Origin of the sequence: Rhodococcus sp. 15-649-2-2, assembly GCF_002258645.1 — a bacterium.
Classification (GTDB): domain Bacteria; phylum Actinomycetota; class Actinomycetes; order Mycobacteriales; family Mycobacteriaceae; genus Rhodococcoides.
This window is the reverse complement of sequence record NZ_NPFM01000011.1, coordinates 248,003-266,957: the sequence shown is the minus strand read 5'-3', so window position 1 is coordinate 266,957 and position 18,955 is coordinate 248,003. Positions and strand designations below refer to the sequence as shown.

At 65.1% G+C, this 18,955-nt stretch carries 18 protein-coding genes; 3 read left to right on the top strand and 15 right to left on the bottom strand.

Annotated features, from left to right (window positions below; genetic code table 11):
• Nucleotides 1-110 precede the first annotated feature (110 nt).
• Nucleotides 111-656 (bottom strand): hypothetical protein, encoded by a 546-nt coding sequence (locus CH305_RS06305; protein WP_037147341.1) that lies wholly within the window; start codon nucleotides 654-656, stop codon nucleotides 111-113.
• 89 nt (nucleotides 657-745) lie between these two features.
• Between CH305_RS06305 and CH305_RS06300 the strand changes: the two genes are divergently transcribed.
• The 3 genes from CH305_RS06300 (at nucleotide 746) to CH305_RS06290 (ending at nucleotide 5,109) form a co-directional block, all read left to right on the top strand.
• Nucleotides 746-2,575, top strand: coding sequence for a penicillin-binding transpeptidase domain-containing protein (locus CH305_RS06300; RefSeq protein ID WP_094703137.1), 1,830 nt, complete (start codon nucleotides 746-748; stop codon nucleotides 2,573-2,575).
• A gap of 94 nt (nucleotides 2,576-2,669) precedes the next feature.
• Entirely contained in the window at nucleotides 2,670-4,331 is a 1,662-nt protein-coding gene (locus tag CH305_RS06295; protein ID WP_179278211.1) for an NTF2-like N-terminal transpeptidase domain-containing protein, read from the top strand.
• A gap of 31 nt (nucleotides 4,332-4,362) precedes the next feature.
• The gene (locus CH305_RS06290) at nucleotides 4,363-5,109 is read left to right on the top strand and encodes a sulfite exporter TauE/SafE family protein (RefSeq protein ID WP_032405248.1); all 747 of its coding nucleotides are present in this window, start codon (nucleotides 4,363-4,365) and stop codon (nucleotides 5,107-5,109) included.
• A gap of 26 nt (nucleotides 5,110-5,135) precedes the next feature.
• Here CH305_RS06290 and CH305_RS06285 read toward each other — a convergent pair whose 3' ends face one another.
• From CH305_RS06285 to CH305_RS06220, 14 genes are all read right to left on the bottom strand, one after another.
• Nucleotides 5,136-5,822: a TetR/AcrR family transcriptional regulator gene (locus CH305_RS06285; protein WP_032405249.1), complete on the bottom strand. Its 687-nt coding sequence runs from the start codon at nucleotides 5,820-5,822 to the stop codon at nucleotides 5,136-5,138.
• Nucleotides 5,819-6,730, bottom strand: coding sequence for a fumarylacetoacetate hydrolase family protein (locus CH305_RS06280; RefSeq protein ID WP_094608697.1), 912 nt, complete (start codon nucleotides 6,728-6,730; stop codon nucleotides 5,819-5,821). Before CH305_RS06280 ends, CH305_RS06285 begins: the two co-directional genes overlap by 4 nt.
• A gap of 125 nt (nucleotides 6,731-6,855) precedes the next feature.
• Complete coding sequence (locus CH305_RS06275) at nucleotides 6,856-8,172, bottom strand: NAD(P)-binding domain-containing protein (protein WP_094703136.1); 1,317 nt, start codon at nucleotides 8,170-8,172, stop codon at nucleotides 6,856-6,858.
• Nucleotides 8,169-9,224, bottom strand: coding sequence for an ArsO family NAD(P)H-dependent flavin-containing monooxygenase (locus tag CH305_RS06270; protein WP_094703135.1), 1,056 nt, complete (start codon nucleotides 9,222-9,224; stop codon nucleotides 8,169-8,171). The genes CH305_RS06275 and CH305_RS06270 overlap by 4 nt, the downstream gene beginning before the upstream one ends.
• Before the next feature lie 5 nt (nucleotides 9,225-9,229).
• Nucleotides 9,230-9,649, bottom strand: a complete 420-nt coding sequence (locus CH305_RS06265) for a low molecular weight phosphatase family protein (RefSeq protein WP_094703134.1) — start codon at nucleotides 9,647-9,649, stop codon at nucleotides 9,230-9,232.
• Complete coding sequence (arsB, locus tag CH305_RS06260) at nucleotides 9,649-10,737, bottom strand: ACR3 family arsenite efflux transporter (RefSeq protein WP_094703133.1); 1,089 nt, start codon at nucleotides 10,735-10,737, stop codon at nucleotides 9,649-9,651. The genes CH305_RS06265 and arsB overlap by 1 nt, the downstream gene beginning before the upstream one ends.
• A complete protein-coding gene (locus CH305_RS06255) occupies nucleotides 10,734-11,099 on the bottom strand; it encodes a helix-turn-helix transcriptional regulator (protein ID WP_094703132.1) in 366 nt (121 codons plus the stop codon). The genes arsB and CH305_RS06255 overlap by 4 nt, the downstream gene beginning before the upstream one ends.
• A 31-nt stretch (nucleotides 11,100-11,130) precedes the next feature.
• Nucleotides 11,131-12,372 carry an APC family permease gene (locus CH305_RS06250; protein ID WP_094703131.1) on the bottom strand — a complete coding sequence of 414 codons (1,242 nt, stop codon included), beginning with the start codon at nucleotides 12,370-12,372 and terminating at the stop codon, nucleotides 11,131-11,133.
• Nucleotides 12,373-12,453: 81 nt separating this feature from the next.
• A complete protein-coding gene (locus CH305_RS06245) occupies nucleotides 12,454-13,551 on the bottom strand; it encodes a serine hydrolase (RefSeq protein WP_218828573.1) in 1,098 nt (365 codons plus the stop codon).
• Nucleotides 13,552-13,593: 42 nt separating this feature from the next.
• A complete protein-coding gene (gene nhaA / locus CH305_RS06240) occupies nucleotides 13,594-14,928 on the bottom strand; it encodes a Na+/H+ antiporter NhaA (protein WP_094703208.1) in 1,335 nt (444 codons plus the stop codon).
• 150 nt (nucleotides 14,929-15,078) lie between these two features.
• Nucleotides 15,079-15,453 (bottom strand): DUF3054 domain-containing protein, encoded by a 375-nt coding sequence (locus tag CH305_RS06235; RefSeq protein ID WP_094703130.1) that lies wholly within the window; start codon nucleotides 15,451-15,453, stop codon nucleotides 15,079-15,081.
• A 158-nt stretch (nucleotides 15,454-15,611) separates the two neighbouring features.
• Nucleotides 15,612-16,163 carry a YceI family protein gene (locus CH305_RS06230; RefSeq protein WP_094703129.1) on the bottom strand — a complete coding sequence of 184 codons (552 nt, stop codon included), beginning with the start codon at nucleotides 16,161-16,163 and terminating at the stop codon, nucleotides 15,612-15,614.
• 109 nt (nucleotides 16,164-16,272) lie between these two features.
• The gene (locus CH305_RS06225; protein WP_094703128.1) at nucleotides 16,273-17,403 is read right to left on the bottom strand and encodes a YbhN family protein; all 1,131 of its coding nucleotides are present in this window, start codon (nucleotides 17,401-17,403) and stop codon (nucleotides 16,273-16,275) included.
• A gap of 9 nt (nucleotides 17,404-17,412) precedes the next feature.
• Nucleotides 17,413-18,888 carry an adenylate/guanylate cyclase domain-containing protein gene (locus CH305_RS06220; protein WP_032378364.1) on the bottom strand — a complete coding sequence of 492 codons (1,476 nt, stop codon included), beginning with the start codon at nucleotides 18,886-18,888 and terminating at the stop codon, nucleotides 17,413-17,415.
• Nucleotides 18,889-18,955: the final 67 nt, after the last annotated feature.

Sequence of the window (18,955 nt, the reverse complement as noted above, 5' to 3'; positions counted from 1 at the left end):
GGACGATCTGCAGGCGTCTAGAACCTTTGGAAGAGCAATGGCCTCTCCGAATCTGTGGACGACAAGGCAAGGATCACGGTAACCCCGAGCCTGACGTCCGCGCAATCGAATTAGACCGACGGCCCCTTCTTGCGTAGCTCGTCGACCGTCTCCATGGCCCCGCGTAGCTCGTCCAGCCATTCCTGCGTGTGTTCGCCGACCAGCTTCACGGCCCAGGCCAAGGCGTCCGCGCGGGAGCGAGCGACCCCGGCATCGACGAGGGTATCGAGGACGCGACGCTCGGGCTGACGCAGGCGCGTCATGACCGGAACGGCGAGATGGGTGAACAGGACGACCTCGGATTCGGTCCGAACTCCCCACGCGACCTTGCGGCCGTATCGCTTCTCGGCCTCGGCTGCGATCTGGATGCGGTCACCACGGGTGGTTTCCCGAAAGCGAGCGATGCGGCCCTCGACGGCGGCGGGTGAACTGTCCTGTTCGGCGGGCAGAGTGCCGACGACGAGGATCTCCTCGCGATCGACCTCGATCGAGGCGTCCCCGTCGAACCAGCTTTCAGGGAGTCTGCCGCCGAACCACTCGGCTGCATCGGTGGCATTCGGGATGTCTGCGTGCTGCCAGCCGCCGGGGCGTCCGAACGAGCGTCCGTTGGGTTTCATGAGGTCTCCTCTGTGTGAAGTAATACTGATTACATGATTACTCCGATTTTCGGAATCGCGCCACCATCGGTTGGTCGGTGGCCTGGGGCATGATCGACGTCGTGCGCACATCGAGAAAATCGACGACGTCGGCAGCCATCCTGACCGTTCTGGCATTGGTGCTCGCCGCCTGCGGTCAGAGTGGTCCCGATCAGCCGCAGACGGTCGCCGAGCAGTTCGCGGCCGCGGTGAACAGCTCCAACATCGAGCAGGCGGCCGCGCTGACCACCGATCCGGCCGGAGCGACGGCAGCGCTCACCGCGTTGTACGACGGGCTCTCGGGCGGCGGAACAGTGACGGCCACTCCCGATTTCGAGGCTGTCGACGCCAACGAGGATGCCGGCACGTTCACGTTGAACGCCGGCTGGCGTTTCTCGACGACCAGCGACGGCACCGCCGAACCGGACGGTGAACCGAAGGAGTGGAACTACACCACGTCGGCCACTGCAGCCGAGACCCAGCAGGGGTGGAAGATCACCTGGGATCCGGCGATGTTGGTTCCGGGCCTGACGGCCGACTCGTCGGTGCGATTCACTCCGACTGATGCTCTGGTGGCACCTCGTATCTTCGACGGCAACGGCGTCGAGCTGATGTCGCAGCAGGTGGTCACCCTCGTCAACGTCGATGCGACGGCCGATCCCGTAGCTGTCGCGAACCTCGTCGGATCCGTCGTTCCGGGTATCACGGCCGAGTCCGTCGCTGCGACTGTTGCTGCTGCACAGGGTAATTCAGCCACGATCGTATCCCTCCGTCAGTCGGATATCGACCCCATCGGTGCCCAGCTCGCCACCATCCCCGGAGTCACGCTCGCGCCGCAGACGCGACTGTTGGCCACCGATCGCAACCTCGTCTCGCCGGTGCTCAGTGATCTGACGACGCTGTGGGAGCAGGAGCAGGCCGCCAATCGTGGCTGGGCGATCCAAGCGGTCGCAGCCGATGGCACCGTCACCCAGCTCGCCGGACGCGATGCAAGCACCGGCGAGGACATCGCGACCACGGTCGACTCGGCGCTGCAACTCAAAGCCGAGAACGCCCTGGCGTCGTTGCCACAGCAGGCTGCGATCGTCGCGCTTCGGCCGTCGACGGGAAATGTTCTGGCTGTTGCCCAGAACGCCGCCGCGGACTCCGAGGGCCCGATCGCCTTGACCGGCCTGTACCCGCCGGGGTCGACGTTCAAGACGGTCACCACCTCGGCTGCCCTGCAGTCCGGTGCGGTCACCCCCGATACCGTGCTGCCGTGCCCGGCGACCGAGAACATCGAAGGCAGGCAGATCCCGAACGACGACAACTTCGAACTCGGTGACGTGCCGCTGCACACCGCCTTCGCAAAATCGTGCAATACGACGATGGGCCGGCTCGGCGTCGCACTGCCGCCGAACGGTCTGACCGACGCGGCGGCGCAGTACGGCCTCGGCGTCGACTACGTCACCCCGGGCCTGACGACCGTCACCGGCTCGGTGCCGTCGGCCGACACCCCGGCGCAGCGCGTCGAATGCGCCATCGGCCAGGGGCAGGTGACCGCGTCACCGTTCGGGATGGCGCTGGTCGCGTCCTCGATCGCCAACAACGCCTTGCTCCCACCGACGGTTGTCGCAGGTAAGCCCGGCGTGGGCAACATGCAGCCGGTAGCAGTGAACCCGCAGGTCACCGAGCAGATCAAGACCATGATGCGCGAGACCATCACCGGCGGAACGGCCACGGCGTTGAATGACATCCCCGGATTGCTCGGTAAGACCGGCACCGCCGAGTTCGGTGCCAACAACGAAGGCGCTCACGGTTGGTTCGTCGGAATTTCCGGCGATCTTGCGTTCGCGGTCTTCGTGAACAACGCGGGCAGCTCGACGCCGGCCATCGAAGCTGCGGGTCGCTTTCTGAGGTAGACCGGCCAGGACGTATCTCAATCGTGACCGGCTCGTATGAATACCGTGCTTGTTACTCGTGTGACTACAGTGAATATTGTGACTCATGAGTTCTATGAGTCGTGTCCGTCGTGGCCCGCGCAAGGTTCGCGGTCGCTACCTCGTCGCTGTGGCAGCTTCGGCGACATTGACGGTCTCGGCCGCGTTCTGGATGGTCGATCGGCCACCGAGCGAAGCCGAAGTGTTGGTCTCGAAGTTCGTCGATGCGCTGGACAACCGCGATGTCGCGGCCGCCGCCGCGCTCACGACCTACCCGAACGCCGCGACAGCAGCTCTCAACCAGATGTTCGACGGCTTGTCGGCCGACGGCACGTCCACCGGCGATTTCGACCTGACCCAGTACATGGACCTCTCCGACGAGAGCGGCTTCTTCACTCTGGCGTCGGCGTGGAACTTCGGCGAGGGTAAGGATTGGAAGTACAGCGCGCAAGGCTCGACCAAGAAACTCAGCGTTGGCTGGCGCATCGCGTGGGATCCGGCCACCCTCGTACCCGACCTCACCTCCGGTGGCTCGGTCCGCTACACCCGCACCGACGCCGCGCCGCCGCTGATCTTCGACGCCGCGAACAACGTGCTGATGAGTGAGCGGACCATCAACGCCATCTCCCTCGACCCGGCGCAGACGAGTGATCCGGTTGCGTCCACGACGCAACTCGCCGACATCATCGATGTCGTCGCACCGCTCATCACCTCCGAATCGATGCTGGCAGAGCTGAATTCGGCCGGCGGTGCGCCGATCACCGCGGTGACTCTGCGCGACGACGACTTCGCCGTTCTCGAGGACGATCTGCGCGCAGTGCCGGGTGTGGTGGTCTCCCCGAAACCGAAGCTCATCGTCGACGACCGGCGCATCACCTCACCGGTGCTCGATTCTCTGCGCACCGCATGGCAAGCCGGGCGCGACGCCACCGCGGGCTGGGCCGTCGACACCTACACCGTCGACGGAAGCGGCGAGCGACGCGTCGGATTCCAGGGTCCGGGTGGGCCGGATCTGCACTCGACGCTCGATCCGCGCGTGCAACTCGCGGCCGAGAACGCTGTGGTGATGGCGGGGACGTCCGCGTCGATCGTGGCACTGTCCACCTCGACCGGCGCGATCATCGGTGCGGCACAGAACAGTTACGCCAACGAGCAAGGAGACGTGGCCTTCGGTGGTTCCTACCCGGCCGGCACCGCGTCGGACCTGGTCAAGGCCGTGCAGTCCGATCGTGGTGACGACAGTGGCGAGGATGCAGCCGCGCGGCTCGGCCTGGGAATTCACTACTCCATGCCCGGGCTCGACGCCTACACCGGAACTCCCGCCGGAAGTCGTAGTGCAATCGACGGCATCCGCACCGTGTCCACGGCCTCCGGGGACGAGGCGACCGTGACGCCGTTCGGACTCGCGCAGATGGCAGCCGCGATCTCCCGGGGCAGCGCACCGACCCCGATGATCGTCGCCGGACAGACTGCCGTCGCCGATCGCGAAGCCGAGCCCATCGGAACGGACGCGACAAACCGGTTGCGCGGCATACTCGCCGACTCGTCGAGCAGCAGTGGCCTCGATACGTTCGATGGTGTCCAGGGCTTCGCCGGGGACAGCGGCGACGATCGCTTCGTACTCGCCACCAGTGGTGACGTCGCTTTCGCGGTGTACATCGAGGACGCAGACGGTGGGGATCAGGCAGTGCGGATGACGAGTCGGTTGCTGCAGGAGATGGCGAACCCCGTCGAGTAGTCGGGATCGTTAGTCACGGTAGTTTTATTCGGTGACGGTGCTCGATTTCGGACTACTGGTGGTGGCCGGGTTCTTCGCCGGCCTCATCGGGTTCGTCACCGGGCTCGCCTCGCTCGTCTCGTATCCGGCGCTGCTGGCGGTGGGCTTGCCCGCGGTGTCGGCCAACGTGACGAACACGGTGGCTCTGGTCGCTGCCGGCGTCGGCGCGACGGCGAGTTCGTCGGCCGAGCTGGCCAAGGACGGCAAGCAGCTTGTTCGCTACGCGATCTACTCCGCGCTCGGCGGCACCACCGGCGCGATCCTGTTGCTCAACACGCCTGACGGTTCGTTCGAGGTAGTGGTGCCGTTCCTGGTGGCGATGGCCGCCATTGCACTGCTGCTGCAACCGAGCATCCGAAAGTTGTCCGGAGGCAAACAGTTTCCGACGCTCTACCCCTTGGCACTGTTCGCTGTCGCGATCTATGGTGGCTACTTCGGTGCCGGAGCCGGTGTCATCTTTCTCGCGCTGGCGCTGATCTGCACGTCGGATACCTTCTGGCGCGCAAGCGTTCTGAAGAGCTTCTTTCTCGGCATCGCCAATCTCATTGCCGCGATCATCTTTTCGTTCTCCGGCCAGGTGCATTGGCTGGCTGCACTCGCTCTGGCGATCGGCTGCTTCGTCGGCGGAGCCTGCGGGCCACCGACGGTCAAGGTGATCTCGCCGATCGTCCTGCGTATCGGTGTCGGGATTCTGGGCCTCGGACTCGCCGGCTGGCTGGGGTACCAGGCCTTCGGCTGAGTGACTCCTTCGCCGCGGTACGACGATCAGCCGGACGCAGAACGGGTGACCGTCGCGGTGATGCCCCCCTGGGCGAAGCGCAGCAACGCCCGGTGCCGTTCGTCCATGTCACGCGCATGCATCCGGCCCTCGGTGAGACTGTCGAGCCGGAGATTGTTGGAGTAGGTGTGCATCGCGGCGGCGACCAGATGCAGGTACGCGTCGTGAATTTCCGCCTCGTTCGCGTGTGGGAACAGTGCGTGCATCCGGGTCATGAAATCGATGGCGATGGCGTTGAAGTCGTCGACGATCAGACGACCGATCGGGTTGCCGGAGTTGGAGAGTTGAGCAATGAGCCGAAAGTAGTTGTCCCATCCGGGAGCACCGGCACGGCGACGCATCGGTTCGGTGAACGCCTCGATCAGTGCGCGTAGACGTTCGGGCTGGGTTCCACGCGTCGGTAGCGCCGACAGGTGGGCGCGCCGATCGTCGTTGAGAGGGCGGATGCGCCGCGCCAGCACGGCCTGAAAGAGTGCTTCTTTACCGCCGAATTGCTCACTGACCGAGGCCAATCGGGTGTGTGCGCGGTCGGTGATATCGCGGACACCGACACCGAAGTAGCCGCGGTCGGCGAAGAGTTCCTCGGCTGAGTCGAGCAACCGGGTCCGCAGCTCGGCGCGATTGGCGTCCCGTTTCGAGCGAGCAGGCGATTCTTCGGAGTCGGGGAACGTCACGAATCGAGTATGACGTGGCTGATACTGCCGATCCCGTCGATGCTGAGTTCGACGGTGGACCCGGGTGTGAGCCAGTGCCCGGTTTCCATCCCGCTGCCGCCGGGCAGGGTGCCGGTGGCGAACAATTCACCGGGCCGAAGTATCTCGCTGCGGGAGGCATGCGCCAGGACTTCCCCGATAGTGTGCTGCATCCCGGCGCTCGAGACGGTGGACACGGTGGTGCCGTCGATGGTGACCGTTCCCCGCAGGGAATCGATCGTGGGCAGGATCTCATCGGCGGTGACGGCTACCTCCGAGAGCGAGGTCGCGAAGTGTTTGGACTTCTGTGGCCCGAATCCGCTGTCCATCTCGGAGCGCTGGACATCGCGAGCGCTGAAATCGTTGAGGACGACGAACGCTCCGATGGCGTCGAGAGCCTCGTCCGCGGTGGCGTCGAACAAACTCCGAGCGAGGACGAAGCCGATCTCGAGTTCGTAGTCCAGCGCTTTCGCATAGGACGGGGCGGCGAGCGCCGTCCCCGAGGGGACGAAAGTGAGCGCATTGGACATGTAGTAGATGGGTTGGGTGTAGAACAGCGGCTTGGGGCGCAGCAGCGGAAAGGGGCGTCGGGTGAGCGCTTCCACGGCAGCCACTGCCCGGCTCTGCTTCCGATGGAAACGCCGGAGCAAGCCCCGACTTGCGTCGAGAACATGCTGCTCGTAGAGCATGAAGTCCCGGAACGAGGCCGGCTGGAACGGCAGCACCAGCGCACTGTGCTCGAGGTGTTCATCGGCGCGGGCCAGTTCCCACTCGGAATCGAAAACGCTCCCGCCCAGAGCCGACCGGTCGAGTGTCGGCTGCCAGGACTCACCTGTGGTCGAAGTCTGCAACTGCAATCCGTCCGCGGTCCGTATCCGTCGCAGTTTCACCGCACTATTCCTTTCGATAACGGAACGAGTGTTCCAAGTAGTAGGGTTCGATGTTAGCCGCGGAACGATCGTTCCGAAAGGGCGCGGCGGTCCGCATCTTGTTCACCTCCCGGGTCGGCTGACGGTCAGATCAGTTGCGCCTCAGTCTCGCGGGGGACACTGCAGCAACCGCCGGTCGACGGCGCGTCGGGTTCGTCGAACAGGCCCGCGCCGCCGCAGACTCCGGTGTCGGGCAACGTCAGCTCCACCTTCCGTGCGCCCTCGTGGTCGCCGGCGAGTTCGGCTGCGATGCTGCGAACCTGCTCGTAGCCGGTCATCGCGAGAAACGTCGGAGCGCGGCCGTAGCTCTTCATGCCGACCAGGTAGAAACCGGGCTCGGGTTGAGTGAGTTCTTCGACGCCGTGTGGGGACACCGATCCACACGAATGCATGTTGGGGTCCACCAATTCCGCGACGAACTTCGGTGCCTGCAGGGTGGGATCGAGATCGAGGCGCACCTCGGACAGCCACGACAGATTCGGTCGGAACCCGGTGAGTGCGACGATGCGATCCACGTTCTCGATGCGAGCGCAGGTGACACCGATCAGAGTGAGCCGATCCCACTCCACCGCAACGGTTTCGGTGCGGAAGCCGGCGACGACGGTGAGGAATCCGTCGTCGACCGCCTTCCTGGCGCGTTGACCGAGAGCGCCGCGAGCAGCCAGTTCGTCCGCGTCCCCGCCGCCGAACACATCGGCGGTGACGCCTCGGCGGACGGCCCAGGTGAGTGTCGTTCCTGGTTCCTCGGCGGCGAGTTCGGCGAAGGTGATGATGGCGGTCAGGGCGGAGTGGCCGCTGCCAGCGATGACTGTGTGCTTGCCCGCGAACTGGGAGCGAATCGCCGGATCGGTGAGATCGGGAACTCGGTAGTCGATCCGATCTGCGGCGGCCTTCTCTCCGACGGCCGGGAGTCCCTCGCTGCCCAGTGGATTCGGTGATCCCCAGGTGCCCGACGCGTCGACGACCGCGCGGGCGAGGATGCGTTCATCGCTGCCGTCCGAATGCCGGATGTGGACGGACAGCGGCTCCGTGTCGCGGCCGGCGTCGACCACGCGGTCGCGTCCGCGGCGGGCGACACCGACTACCTCGGAGTCCACGCGAACGGCGTCACCGAGTACGGCGGCGAGTGGCGCGAGGTACTGCTCCACCCATTCGCGTCCGGTGGCGTAGGTCTCGCCGTCCGGCTCGGTCCAACCGGTGGGCTCGAGCAACCGCGCGGCCGCGGGGTCCACGACCTCGGACCACGGAGAGAACAACCGAACGTGGTTCCATCCGGACACTGCTGCTCCTGCGGACGGACCACATTCGAGAACGACTACGGCAGAGCCGGTTTCGGTCAGATGCGCCGCGGCGGCGAGACCGATGGGCCCTGCGCCGATCACCACTACGGGGTATTCGTTCATGACTGATCTACCTTTCTTCCTCGAATGACGGTGTCCACGGCTGCCCGAGCGGTCCGGCCGACACCGATGAGCGTTGCCGACGCGGGGCCGGTCCAGTCGCCGTAGCCGAGAAAAATCAGGGTCGGCTCGTCTCGAACATGGTTGCCGTCCAGCACAATTCCCGAACCATCGGCGTGCAAGTGCAATGCTCGCAGGTGGCGAAGTGCCGGACGAAAACCGGTGCACCACACGATCGCGTCCAGAGTCTCGGTTGTGTGCCCGTCGGTGACGCCGTCTGAGGTCAAGGCGGTGAACATCGGCCGAGCATGCAGAACTCCACGATCGCGTGCGTCTCGCACCGGCGGCACCATCACGATGTCTCCCAGGCCGGTGACCCCGCCGGAGTCCGCGTCGCCCGCGGCAAGGGCGCGAGCCCGATCGCTGGCGACATCGAACAGCACCCGGCCGTCGACGTCGTCGGGCAGAAACCGAGGTTCACGGTTGGTGAACCACAGGGTCTCGGCGACGGTGGAGATCTCGGCGAGGATCTGCGCCGCCGAATTGCCTCCCCCGATGATGCCGACTCGCTTGCCCGCGAACGGATCGGGCACCCGGTAGTCGGCGGCATGCAGCTGGGTCCCGCCGAACCCGCGCATTCCGGGGTAGCTCGGCCAGAAGGGTCGAGACCACGTTCCCGTTGCATTGATGACGGCCGCGGCACCGTACGACTCGCCATCGGTGTCGATTCGATAGCTGCCCTCGACTCGATGCACGGACTTCACCTCGACGGGCCGGTGAACCGGCAGTTCGTACTTCTTCTCGTATGCCCGAAGGTAGTCCACCACATGTGATGCCGGTGGAAAGCCGTTGTGCCACGGCGGCATCGGCCAGCCGGGTAGGCGTGAGTACTCGGCGGGGGAGAACAGATGCAGCGATGGCCAGTAGTCCTGCCAGGACCCGCCGGCATGTGTCTGATTGTCGAGGATGACGAAGTCCAGACCGGCCCGTCGCAGGTAGTAGCCGGCGGACAGTCCCGCCTGACCGCCGCCGATCACCACTACCTCCGGAGTCATTCGAGTCAACCGTTGGTGCGGCGCAATCGGGACGCGAGCTCCTCGACCCGAGCGGCAATGTCGTCGCGCACCAGGCGCATTCGTTCGATACCGTCGATACCGCGTTCGGACGGTTCGTCGGTGTTCCAGTTCTCGAATGTCGGACCGTCGATGGGATCGACCTTCGCTTCGCTCCCGAGGGTGACCACGTAGTCCATGCGAGACAACAGGTTTGGATCGATCGGCTTGGGCTGCTCGTCGGAGAGGTCGACGCCGACCTCGAGGAGGGCGTCGGCCGAGAGTGCGTTGACGGATCCGCTGGGCTTGGTCCCTGCCGAGTGCACCTCCACCGAATCGCCGACCGCCTTGCGCATGAGACCGGCCGCCATCTGCGATTTGCCGCCGTTCTTGACGCAGACGAACAGCACGCTTGGGGTGTCGGACATCAGGACTCCTTGGTCACGGTGGTCGCGGATGGATTGGGGGAGAATCGTTTACGCAGGGCGAGTGAGACGTAGACCAGGCCCACCAGTACCGGCACCTCGATGAGCGGTCCGACGACTCCGGCGAGCGCTTGCCCGGATGTCGCGCCGTAGGTCGCGATGGCGACAGCGATCGCCAACTCGAAGTTGTTGCCTGCAGCGGTGAACGCGAGGGTGGTGGTGCGCTCGTACCCCAGACCCATCGCGGCACCGAGGGCGTAGCCGCCGCCCCACATCACCGCGAAGTACACCAGCAGTGGCAGCGCGATGCGCACTACGTCGAGCGGCTGCGATGTGATCCGATCACCCTGCAGCGCAAAGAGAATGACAATGGTGAACAGCAGACCGTACAGCGCCCACGGGGCGATCCTGGGGATGAACTTCTCCTCGTACCAGTCGCGGCCCTTGGCGCGTTCACCGAAGAAGCGCGACGCGAATCCCGCTATCAGCGGGATCCCGAGGAAGATGAGTACCGATTTCGCGATCTGCCAGGGCGACGCCTCGATGGTGGTTTGCTCGAGTCCGAGCCAACCGGGAAGTACCGAGAGGTAGAACCACCCGAGAACGGCGAACATGAAGACCTGGAACACCGAGTTGATCGCCACCAGAACCGCGGCGGCTTCCCGGTCTCCGCAGGCGAGGTCGTTCCAGATGATGACCATCGCGATGCAGCGTGCGAGCCCGACGATGATCAGCCCGGTCCGGTACTCGGGCAGATCGGGGAGGAAAAGCCATGCGAGAGCGAACATCAGAGCCGGACCGAGGATCCAGTTGAGGACCAGCGATCCGAGCAGCAGGCGTTTGTCGCCGGTGACGGTGTCGAGACGGTCGTAGCGCACCTTTGCCAGCACCGGGTACATCATGATCAGCAGGCCGATGGCGATGGGGAGCGAGACGCCGTCGATCGAGATGGACGACAAGGCGTCGTTCAGCCCGGGGATCATGCGTCCCAGGAGCAGCCCCACGACCATGGCCACGCCGATCCATACGGGCAGGAACCGGTCGAGGGTGGAGAGCTTGCCGACTACGGCAGTTTCGGTCGATGTGCTCATGCCATCACCGCCGTCGGGTCGGCCGAACTGAGAACCGACGACAGTTGTTGCAGCGCAGTAGGAACCACCCAGTAGTAGACCCAGGTGCCGCGGCGCTCGCAATCGAGCAGCCCGGCCTCGCGTAAGACCTTGAGGTGGTGGGAGATGGTGGGTTGGGAGAGGTCGAATGCGGGGGAGATGTCGCAGACACACGCTTCGCCGCCGGCGTGGCTGGCGACGAGGCTGAGTAGGCGAAGCCGCACGGGATCGCCCAGTGCTTTGAACATGTGGGCGAGGTCTCCGGCCCAATCCGCGTTCAGGGGTTCGCGGATCAGCGGCGAGCAGCAGTCACCATCGAGGGACGACCGTTCTTGATTCGACATTCGTCTATATTGACGTTTGTCGAATCAGCCGTCAAGTGAACAGTCGTCGGCCTGTTCGGTAGAGGACACCGAGCACGACCACGATGGTTCCGACGACGATGGACGACACCGGCAACGTTGCGATCAGTACCACGCACCCGATGCTGCCGATCACCGGTAAGGCCCGCGGGTAGCGGCGATTCTCGGCATCCTGGGTGTACGCGCTGAGATTGGCCACCAGGTAGTAGAGCAAGACTCCGAACGACGAGAAGCCGATGGCGTCACGCAGATCGACCACCAGGACCAGCACGACGACGATCACGGCGAGGGTGATCTCGGCCCGGTGCGGAACCGAATAGCGCGGCTGGACCGCGGTCAGATACGACGGCAGATCGTCGTGGCGGGCCATTGCCAGCGACGTGCGTCCGATGCCGGCGATCAGCGCCAGCAACGCTCCCAGTGCGGCGAGGCCGGCGCCGATCCGCATCAGCGGCGACGCCCACGACTGTCCCGACGCCCCCACGAGATCGACCAATGGGGCAGACGACGAGGCCAGGAGATCGGGGCCGAGAACCGACAGCAGTGTCAACGCAACCACCGCGTAGACCACCAGCGCGATACCGAGGGCGGACACGATGGCACGCGGAATGGTGCGCTCGGGTCGGACGACCTCCTCGCCGAGGGTGGCGATACGCGCGTACCCCGCAAAGGCGAAGAACAGCAGCCCCGCCGACTGCAGAATTCCGTACCACCCGTTCTCGGTGAACGAGCCCAGTCCGCCGACGGCGGGGCCGGACGAGCCTGTGAGGCCGAGGACCACTGCGATGACGAGGACGGTGAGCACGGCAGCGACGAGGATCTTCGTCAGCATGGCCGTGCGGGTGATGCCGAAGTAGTTCACCGCTGTCAATGCGATAATGGCAAGCACCGCAACGAGTTCTGTGTAACCGGCAGGTGCGACATACGCCGCGAACACCAGTGCCATGGCCGCCGAACTCGAGGTCTTGCCGATGACGAAGCTCCAGCCGGCCACGAATCCGGGCCACTCGCCGAGTCGTTCACGACCGTAGATGTACGTGCCACCCGAGGTCGGGTACTGGGCGGCCAGCTGCGCGGACGAGGTGGCGTTGCAGAACGCCACGACCGCGGCAATGGCAAGACCGATGAGCAGGCCCGCATCTGCAACGGCCGCAGCGGGGGCGAACGACGCGAACACTCCGGCCCCGACCATCGAACCGACACCGATGACGATGGCGTCGAAGAGCCCGAGTCGACGGGCCAGTGGCTGCGTCACGCTCGAAACCGGTTCTCGATCACGGCGGTAACTGTAGGTGCTGCAATCGACCCAGCGTAGGTCGTGTCAGCACAGGTCTTGTCAGCGCAGTTCCTGGAACTCCGACAGGAGCGCGAAGGTGGCCTCGCACAATTCGGTCTGCGTCAGCAGGATGCCGATGGCCCCGTCCGGGTCGACGAAGAAGTCGGTGCCCTGCCCGCCGGACCAGCCGTACCGACCGAGGTGATTTCCTTCGGTGACGACCGAGACGCCGAATCCCCACCCCGTACCCGGCCAGAAGCCCGGGTAGAAACTCTCGTCGGTCTTGATCGACGCAGGCACCTGGTCGTGTGTCATCAGCTCCAGGTGCTCGGTCGACACCGACGTCGCGATCGCGCGAAGGAAGCGGTGAAAATCGGTCACCGTGGACACCAACTCGCCGTGACTCACGTCGACAGGGGGCGGTCCCGCATAGGGCCCGCCTGCGGCGGGTTCGGTTTCGAACAACGACCCGTCCTCGAACCGGTAGGCCGCCGTCAGGCGATGGCACCGGTCGGTCGGCACCCACAGTCCGGTGTCGGGCATGTCGAGTGGAGTGAACAGGTCGTCGCGGAGGTGATCCTGCAGAGACCGGCCGACGATGCGGGAGACGAGGATGCCGAGGATCGCGAAGCCGTGGTGGTAGCGCCACCCAGCGCCGGGCTGAAAAGCCAGCGGAAGATCCGCCATGCGTGCCAACCACTCGTCCGCGCCGAGCGGAGACGGCGCGGATCCGGCTTCCGTGTCGTTGTCCCTCATCGCCCGGGCCAGCGGGGTGTCTCCCATCTGAATTCCGTACCCACTGGTGTTGGTGAGCAAGTGCCGCAACGTGATCGGTCGGCCCTGAGGAACGGTGTCGTCGAGTGCAGCGTCGGGGCGGGCGAGCACGGGGCGGCCCGCGAGTTCGGGAAGCCAGGGCACGACGTCGTCGTCCAGCGTCAGTCGGCCCGCCTCCACGAGCCGCAGGGCGGCCACGCTGGTGACGATCTTGGTCATCGACTGAATCCGGACGATGGCGTCGATTGCCATCGGTGGACCGCCGACCGCCGATGATCCGACCGCGATCGGTTCCGCATCAGGGCCGCCCAGGAGTGCTACCGCCCCCGGCATCAGTCCGGCGTCGACGTGCCGGGTCAACAGTTCGCGCACGGTTCCGCTCACGGACTCATCGTGTCACCGGAGCCATCCGGATGCCAACGATCGCTACTTCTTGTTCTGATACACGTCCGGGATGCCGTCGTGGTCGTCGTCGCGGGTCTCTTCGATGTAGAAGTCCCGGTACGCCTTGTTGCGGGTTCGCAGAATGATCGAGGCGATGGTGGCCGCAATGATCGAACCGGTCAGCACACCGACCTTGACGTGATCGTCGCGCTGAGTTCCTTCGCCGAAAGCGAGGTCGCCGATCAGCAGCGACACGGTGAAGCCGATACCCGCGAGCATCGCGACACCGAAGACGTCGAGCCATTTCAGTCCGGCATCCAGTGTCGCCCTGGTGAAACGGGATACGAGATACGTAGTGCCGAAGATGCCGATGGCCTTGCCGATGACGAGGCCGGCGATGATGCCGATGGCGATCGGATCGGTCAGTGCACTGCGAAGACCTGAGAATCCACCGACGGTCACGCCGGCAGCGCAGAAGGCGAAGAGCGGCACCGCGATTCCCGCGGAGATGGGCCGAATCTTGTGCTCGAAGTGTTCGGCGAGACCGGGGCCCGCTTCGGGGCCGCCGTTGGCCTTGCTCCGGATCACCGGAACGGCGAAGCCGAGCAGAACGCCCGCGACGGTGGCGTGGACGCCGGACTCGTGCATGAGTACCCACGTCACCACGGCCAACGGAATGAGAACCCACCACGAGCGGACGCGCATCTGCACGGCAACGGCGAACAGGGCAAGCGGAATCAGCGTCAGTCCGAGCGCGACGAAGTTGATGTCGTCGGTGTAGAAGATGGCGATGACGCTGACAGCCAGGAGGTCGTCGACCACGGCCAGGGTCAGCAGGAAGGTTCGCAACGCGGTCGGAAGATGCGTGCTGATCACCGCGAGAACGGCGACGGCGAACGCGATGTCGGTTGCGGTGGGAATGGCCCAGCCGAGGAGAGCGCCGTCCCCGGTGCCTAGGTTGAACAGCACGAAAATGACTGCGGGAACGATCATTCCACCCACGGCCGCGGCCACCGGCAACGCGGCGCGTGCCGGATCGCGCAGATCACCGGCAACGAATTCGCGTTTGAGCTCGAGTCCGACGACGAAGAAGAAGATGGCCAGCAACCCGTCGGCGGCCCACGTCGAGAGCGTCAGATCGAGATGCAGTGCCGAGGGCCCGACGCGGGTGCTCATCAGCGAGTCGTATGCCGCGGACCAGGGTGAGTTGGCCCAGATCAACGCGACAAGAGTGGCGACGAGGAGCAATGCGCCACCGACGGTTTCCTTGCGGAGAATCTGCGCGACCCGGTCGGCCTCGGACCAGGAGCCGCGAGAGAACAGCGGCAATCGTGCTTTCGGTGTGGTTGAACCAGTCGGACTCGGTGAATCAGACACAGTGACAAAGCCTTTCGGTAGCAACGTCGTGCCGTGCGAACCCGTCGAATCGAAGGGCATGTGCGCAGCACAGAACAGTTGCCGACCAGACTTCCCGGCGCACCGTGGATGATCCTATCGCGCCGAGGCCGATCTCGACGAACTCTTCAGTCAGCGGACGCTGGGTACGAACTTCGCCAGCGCGCGCCAACCGAGCAGCAGAACCGCGGTGGACAGGGTTGCCACGACGATGAACGCCCCAGCTGTTCCTTGCCCGGTCACCGCACGCAGGACCATGCCGAGAGCGACCGTCATCACCCACACGACGATGCCCGTCGGGACGATGAGGAACGCGTCGAACTTGTTGCGGTACAGCGCGAATGTGACGATCCAGCCGATGGCCGCACCGACGACGAACGGCCAGGCGGTGTGGAACAGGCCGGACAGCGCGGTGGCCTCGGCATGGCTGCGACGGCCGATCGCGGCGAAGAGCAAGACCATCAGCAGGTCGAGGACGGCAGCAACTACGGGGGATCGAAACTTCACGCGCCCCACTGTAGACACCGATAGCGAACGGCCCGTACCGCGAATGCGATACGGGCCGTTCGGTGGGCCTCCCGGCGTGGATCAATGTGGGTTTCAGTCGCTTGGACTGCAACAAAGCCGCATTGATCCGGAAGGGGGAGGGGTGAAGCGGGGCTGAATTACGCCTGCAGTCCGGCTTCGATTTCCAGGTTCAGCGTGATCTTGTCGCCGACGACTGCGCCGCCGCCTTCGAGGGGCATGTCGATGCTGATGCCGAAGTCCTTGCGGTTGATGACGGTGCTGGCCTCGAAGCCGGCGACCGGTCCGTTGCCCATGCCGGCGTTGACGCCGTTGAACTCGAGCTTGAGATCGATGGAGTTGGTGACGCCGTGGAGGGTGAAGTCACCGGTGACGATGAAGTCTCCGCCGTCGGCCTTGACCGAGGTGGACTTGAACGTTGCGGTGGGGAACTTCTCGACCTCGAAGAAGTCGGCGGTCTTGAGGTGGCCGTCGCGCTGGGGGTTGTCGGTCGTGATCGAGGTGACGTCGATCTCGGCGTCGACAGAGGGGGTGCCGTCGGCAGCGACGGTGATGGTGCCGGTGAAGGCCTGGAAACGGCCGCGGACCTTGCTGACCACCAGGTGGCGGACCGTGAATCCGACGGTGGAGTGGGCTGCGTCGATGGCCCAGGTGCCTGCGGTGAGCTCGGGAAGTGCAATGGCGGTGGTCATGGTGACTCCTAGTGGGTTGAAGTTTCAATGCTCATAGTACACAAGCGGACCAGGGTCCGTATATATTCCAGGTGAACGGAAAGTGACGAACGCCACTGACCGTCTGCGTTTATGCCGGCTCCGGATCGCCCTTCGCGTCCCGGCTGTTCTCGGTGCGTCGCAGCTCGGCGGTCTCCTGCTGTTCGAGCGCAATATCGAACTCGAGATCGGCGTGCTGGTGCTTGCGGAAGAGCACCAGAAACACGATCCACCCGACGATGGCGACAAGGATGAAACTGACCCCACGATAGACCAGCGCCGACGCGACCGCCTGCGACGCGGTGATCGATGCGGCGCTGGTCAAGAACGCGATGAGGGTGGCGTCGACGACAACCAGGCCGCCCGGCGCGAGTGGAACGGATCCGACGGCTTTGCCCGCCGCGAAGGCGATGAGCAAACCGGACAGTCGTGGATCCGCGCCGACGGCGAAGCACGCGAACGCCAGGCAGGCCACGTCGCCGAGTCGATGTACCGCCGACCACGACAGCGTGAGCGCCCCGTCGCGTTTGCCGAGCTGGACGGACTGAATCTGACCGATGATCTTGTCGATGCCCTCGGCCCCGGCATCGAGCTCGTGGTTTCGGAACGCGTTGTAGCGACGCAGTCCCCAGCGCGCGACGGTCTTGATCGACTGGGGGTGATTCGAGATGTAGCGGACGGCGACGACGATCGCGATGACTCCGGCGATCGGCAGCACCACGGTGAACGTGTTGAACGAACTGCCGACGACCAATCCTCCGGCCACCCCGAGGACGGCCAGTCCCGCTGCGGCGATGACGCCGGAGATGGCCAACTGCCACGACGCCACCACCGGGCTCGCGCCCCAGCGACGGGTCTCGCGATAGGTGAACGCCGTCGAGAAGACCTGCCCGGCGGGGAGGGTGAGCGCCATCGCGGTACTGCCGTAGATGACCGCCACGGACTTTCGCTGACGTACTTTCACGCCGCCTGCGTCGAGTAGTTGTTTCTGTACTCGGCCGAATGCGCTCAGCGACACTGCCTGCGCGACGATGCAGGCCGCCAGCCAACCCCAGTGGATTTCACGAACGGCGGTCCAGGATTCGTGCAGCCGCGGCCACAGGTAGATCGCCTCGCCCACCAGCAGCGCAACCAGGGCGATTCCAGCGATCCATTTGAGCCACCGGAGCCGATTTCGCGGACGCCGCACTGCGGGTCCGCGGGTGGAGCTGGGGTCGGGCACCTTGTCAGACTAACCGTCGCCGGGTGTGGCGTCGGGATACTCGACCGGCCAGGCCAGGTGGGTGGCCCGTCGTCGACCACGCAGTTGAACCTGGTCTCCCAACTCCCACTGTTCCTGTTCCTCGTCGTCGGCGAAGTACAGGGCCGAGGTCGACGCCAGGACGCGTCCAGGGCGCAGTTTCGCCAGCTCGGTGAGTCGCGATGCCTCGTTGACCGGGTCTCCGATGACGGTGTACTCGAAGCGTTCCGAGGCTCCGATGTTGCCGGCGACGGCAAGACCCGCCGAGACGCCGATGCCGATGTCGAGGCCGGTGATCTCGTTCAGTGCGAATCGCAGTTCACGGGCGGCGGCGAGCGCGGCGGTAGGGGCGTCCGGACGATCGAGTGGGGCTCCGAATATCGCGAGGGCCGCGTCGCCCATGAATTTGTTGACGAAGCCGTGATGACGTCCGACGACATCGACGACGACGCGGAAGAACTCGTTGAGCAACACCACGACCTCGCTCGGTGGGCGCTCGGATGCGGTGGCAGTGGAGCCGACCATGTCCACGAACAGCACCGCGACGAATCGTGTCTCGCCGCCGAGTTCGGTTCCGAACTGCAATGCGCGACGCGCCACGTCCTCGCCGACGTGCTGGCCGAACAGCTCCCGCAGGACGCGTCGTTCGGCGGATTCCTCCATCATGCGGTTGAAGCCGACCTGCAGGCGCCCGATCTCGCTGCCGTCGAACACGTCGACCTCGACGTCGGTCTCGCCGCGCTGAACGCGTTCGATGGCGCTGTGCAGCTGGCTGATGGGGTCCGAGATCTGGCTCGCGGTGAGCATCGACAGTACGAACGCCTGCACGATGGCGAGAACACTGAGCAGGATGATGGCGACGGCGAGGGCGTTGGGGGAGAACACCAGATCGGTGGTCAGCTGGGTGGCGCACAGCAGGATGATGCCGATGACGGGCATCAACGTTCCCAGTCCCCACGTCATGGCCATGCGGGTACCGACGCCGGGCGTCATCGTGCGATCGAAGCGGCCCTCGCTCAGAGCCATCGCCGCGACCGGCCGCAGGATGCGCTCGCCGAGCATGTAGGTGAATCCGAAGGTGACCGTCGCGGCCATTCCGACGGTGACGATGACCGCGATCGACAGCGACGGCATCTCTGCGATGGTCAGCAACACGAAGATGATGCCGCCGATGATCCACAGAATCAGGTGCACGATCGCCTGACGCAACGGCGCGTGCAGCGTCGTCATCTGTTCCTTGCGGGTGGGCGGACCACCGCGGAGCTGCCACCTGATGACCGAGCGCAGCAGTGTGTACGCGTAGATCAGGCTGACCACCAGGGCGACACCCAGATAGGCACCGAAGATGTACACGTTGCGGACACGATCGGCGACGATCGATTGCGATTCGGGGATGGGCAGGCCGTAGCGCACGAACGCGAACACGAGCACGGCCCCGAAGACATTGGCGATGAGCATCGAGAACATATAGAGCGGCCAGCGACTCTTCAGAGTGAGCGAGACCGCTCGGAAAGATGCCAGCACAGGTTAAATT

Bases quoted from the DNA above. Each gene is read 5' to 3' on its own strand.
- CH305_RS06270 (WP_094703135.1), bottom strand. From the start codon at position 9,224: ATGACTCCGGAGGTAGTGGTGATCGGCGGCGGTCAGGCGGGACTGTCC.
- arsB (WP_094703133.1), bottom strand. From the start codon at position 10,737: ATGAGCACATCGACCGAAACTGCCGTAGTCGGCAAGCTCTCCACCCTC.
- CH305_RS06305 (WP_037147341.1), bottom strand. From the start codon at position 656: ATGAAACCCAACGGACGCTCGTTCGGACGCCCCGGCGGCTGGCAGCAC.
- CH305_RS06230 (WP_094703129.1), bottom strand. From the start codon at position 16,163: ATGACCACCGCCATTGCACTTCCCGAGCTCACCGCAGGCACCTGGGCC.
- CH305_RS06275 (WP_094703136.1), bottom strand. From the start codon at position 8,172: ATGAACGAATACCCCGTAGTGGTGATCGGCGCAGGGCCCATCGGTCTC.
- CH305_RS06265 (WP_094703134.1), bottom strand. From the start codon at position 9,649: ATGTCCGACACCCCAAGCGTGCTGTTCGTCTGCGTCAAGAACGGCGGC.
- CH305_RS06220 (WP_032378364.1), bottom strand. From the start codon at position 18,888: ATGTTCTCGATGCTCATCGCCAATGTCTTCGGGGCCGTGCTCGTGTTC.
- CH305_RS06300 (WP_094703137.1), top strand. From the start codon at position 746: ATGATCGACGTCGTGCGCACATCGAGAAAATCGACGACGTCGGCAGCC.
- CH305_RS06255 (WP_094703132.1), bottom strand. From the start codon at position 11,099: ATGTCGAATCAAGAACGGTCGTCCCTCGATGGTGACTGCTGCTCGCCG.
- CH305_RS06295 (WP_179278211.1), top strand. From the start codon at position 2,670: ATGAGTCGTGTCCGTCGTGGCCCGCGCAAGGTTCGCGGTCGCTACCTC.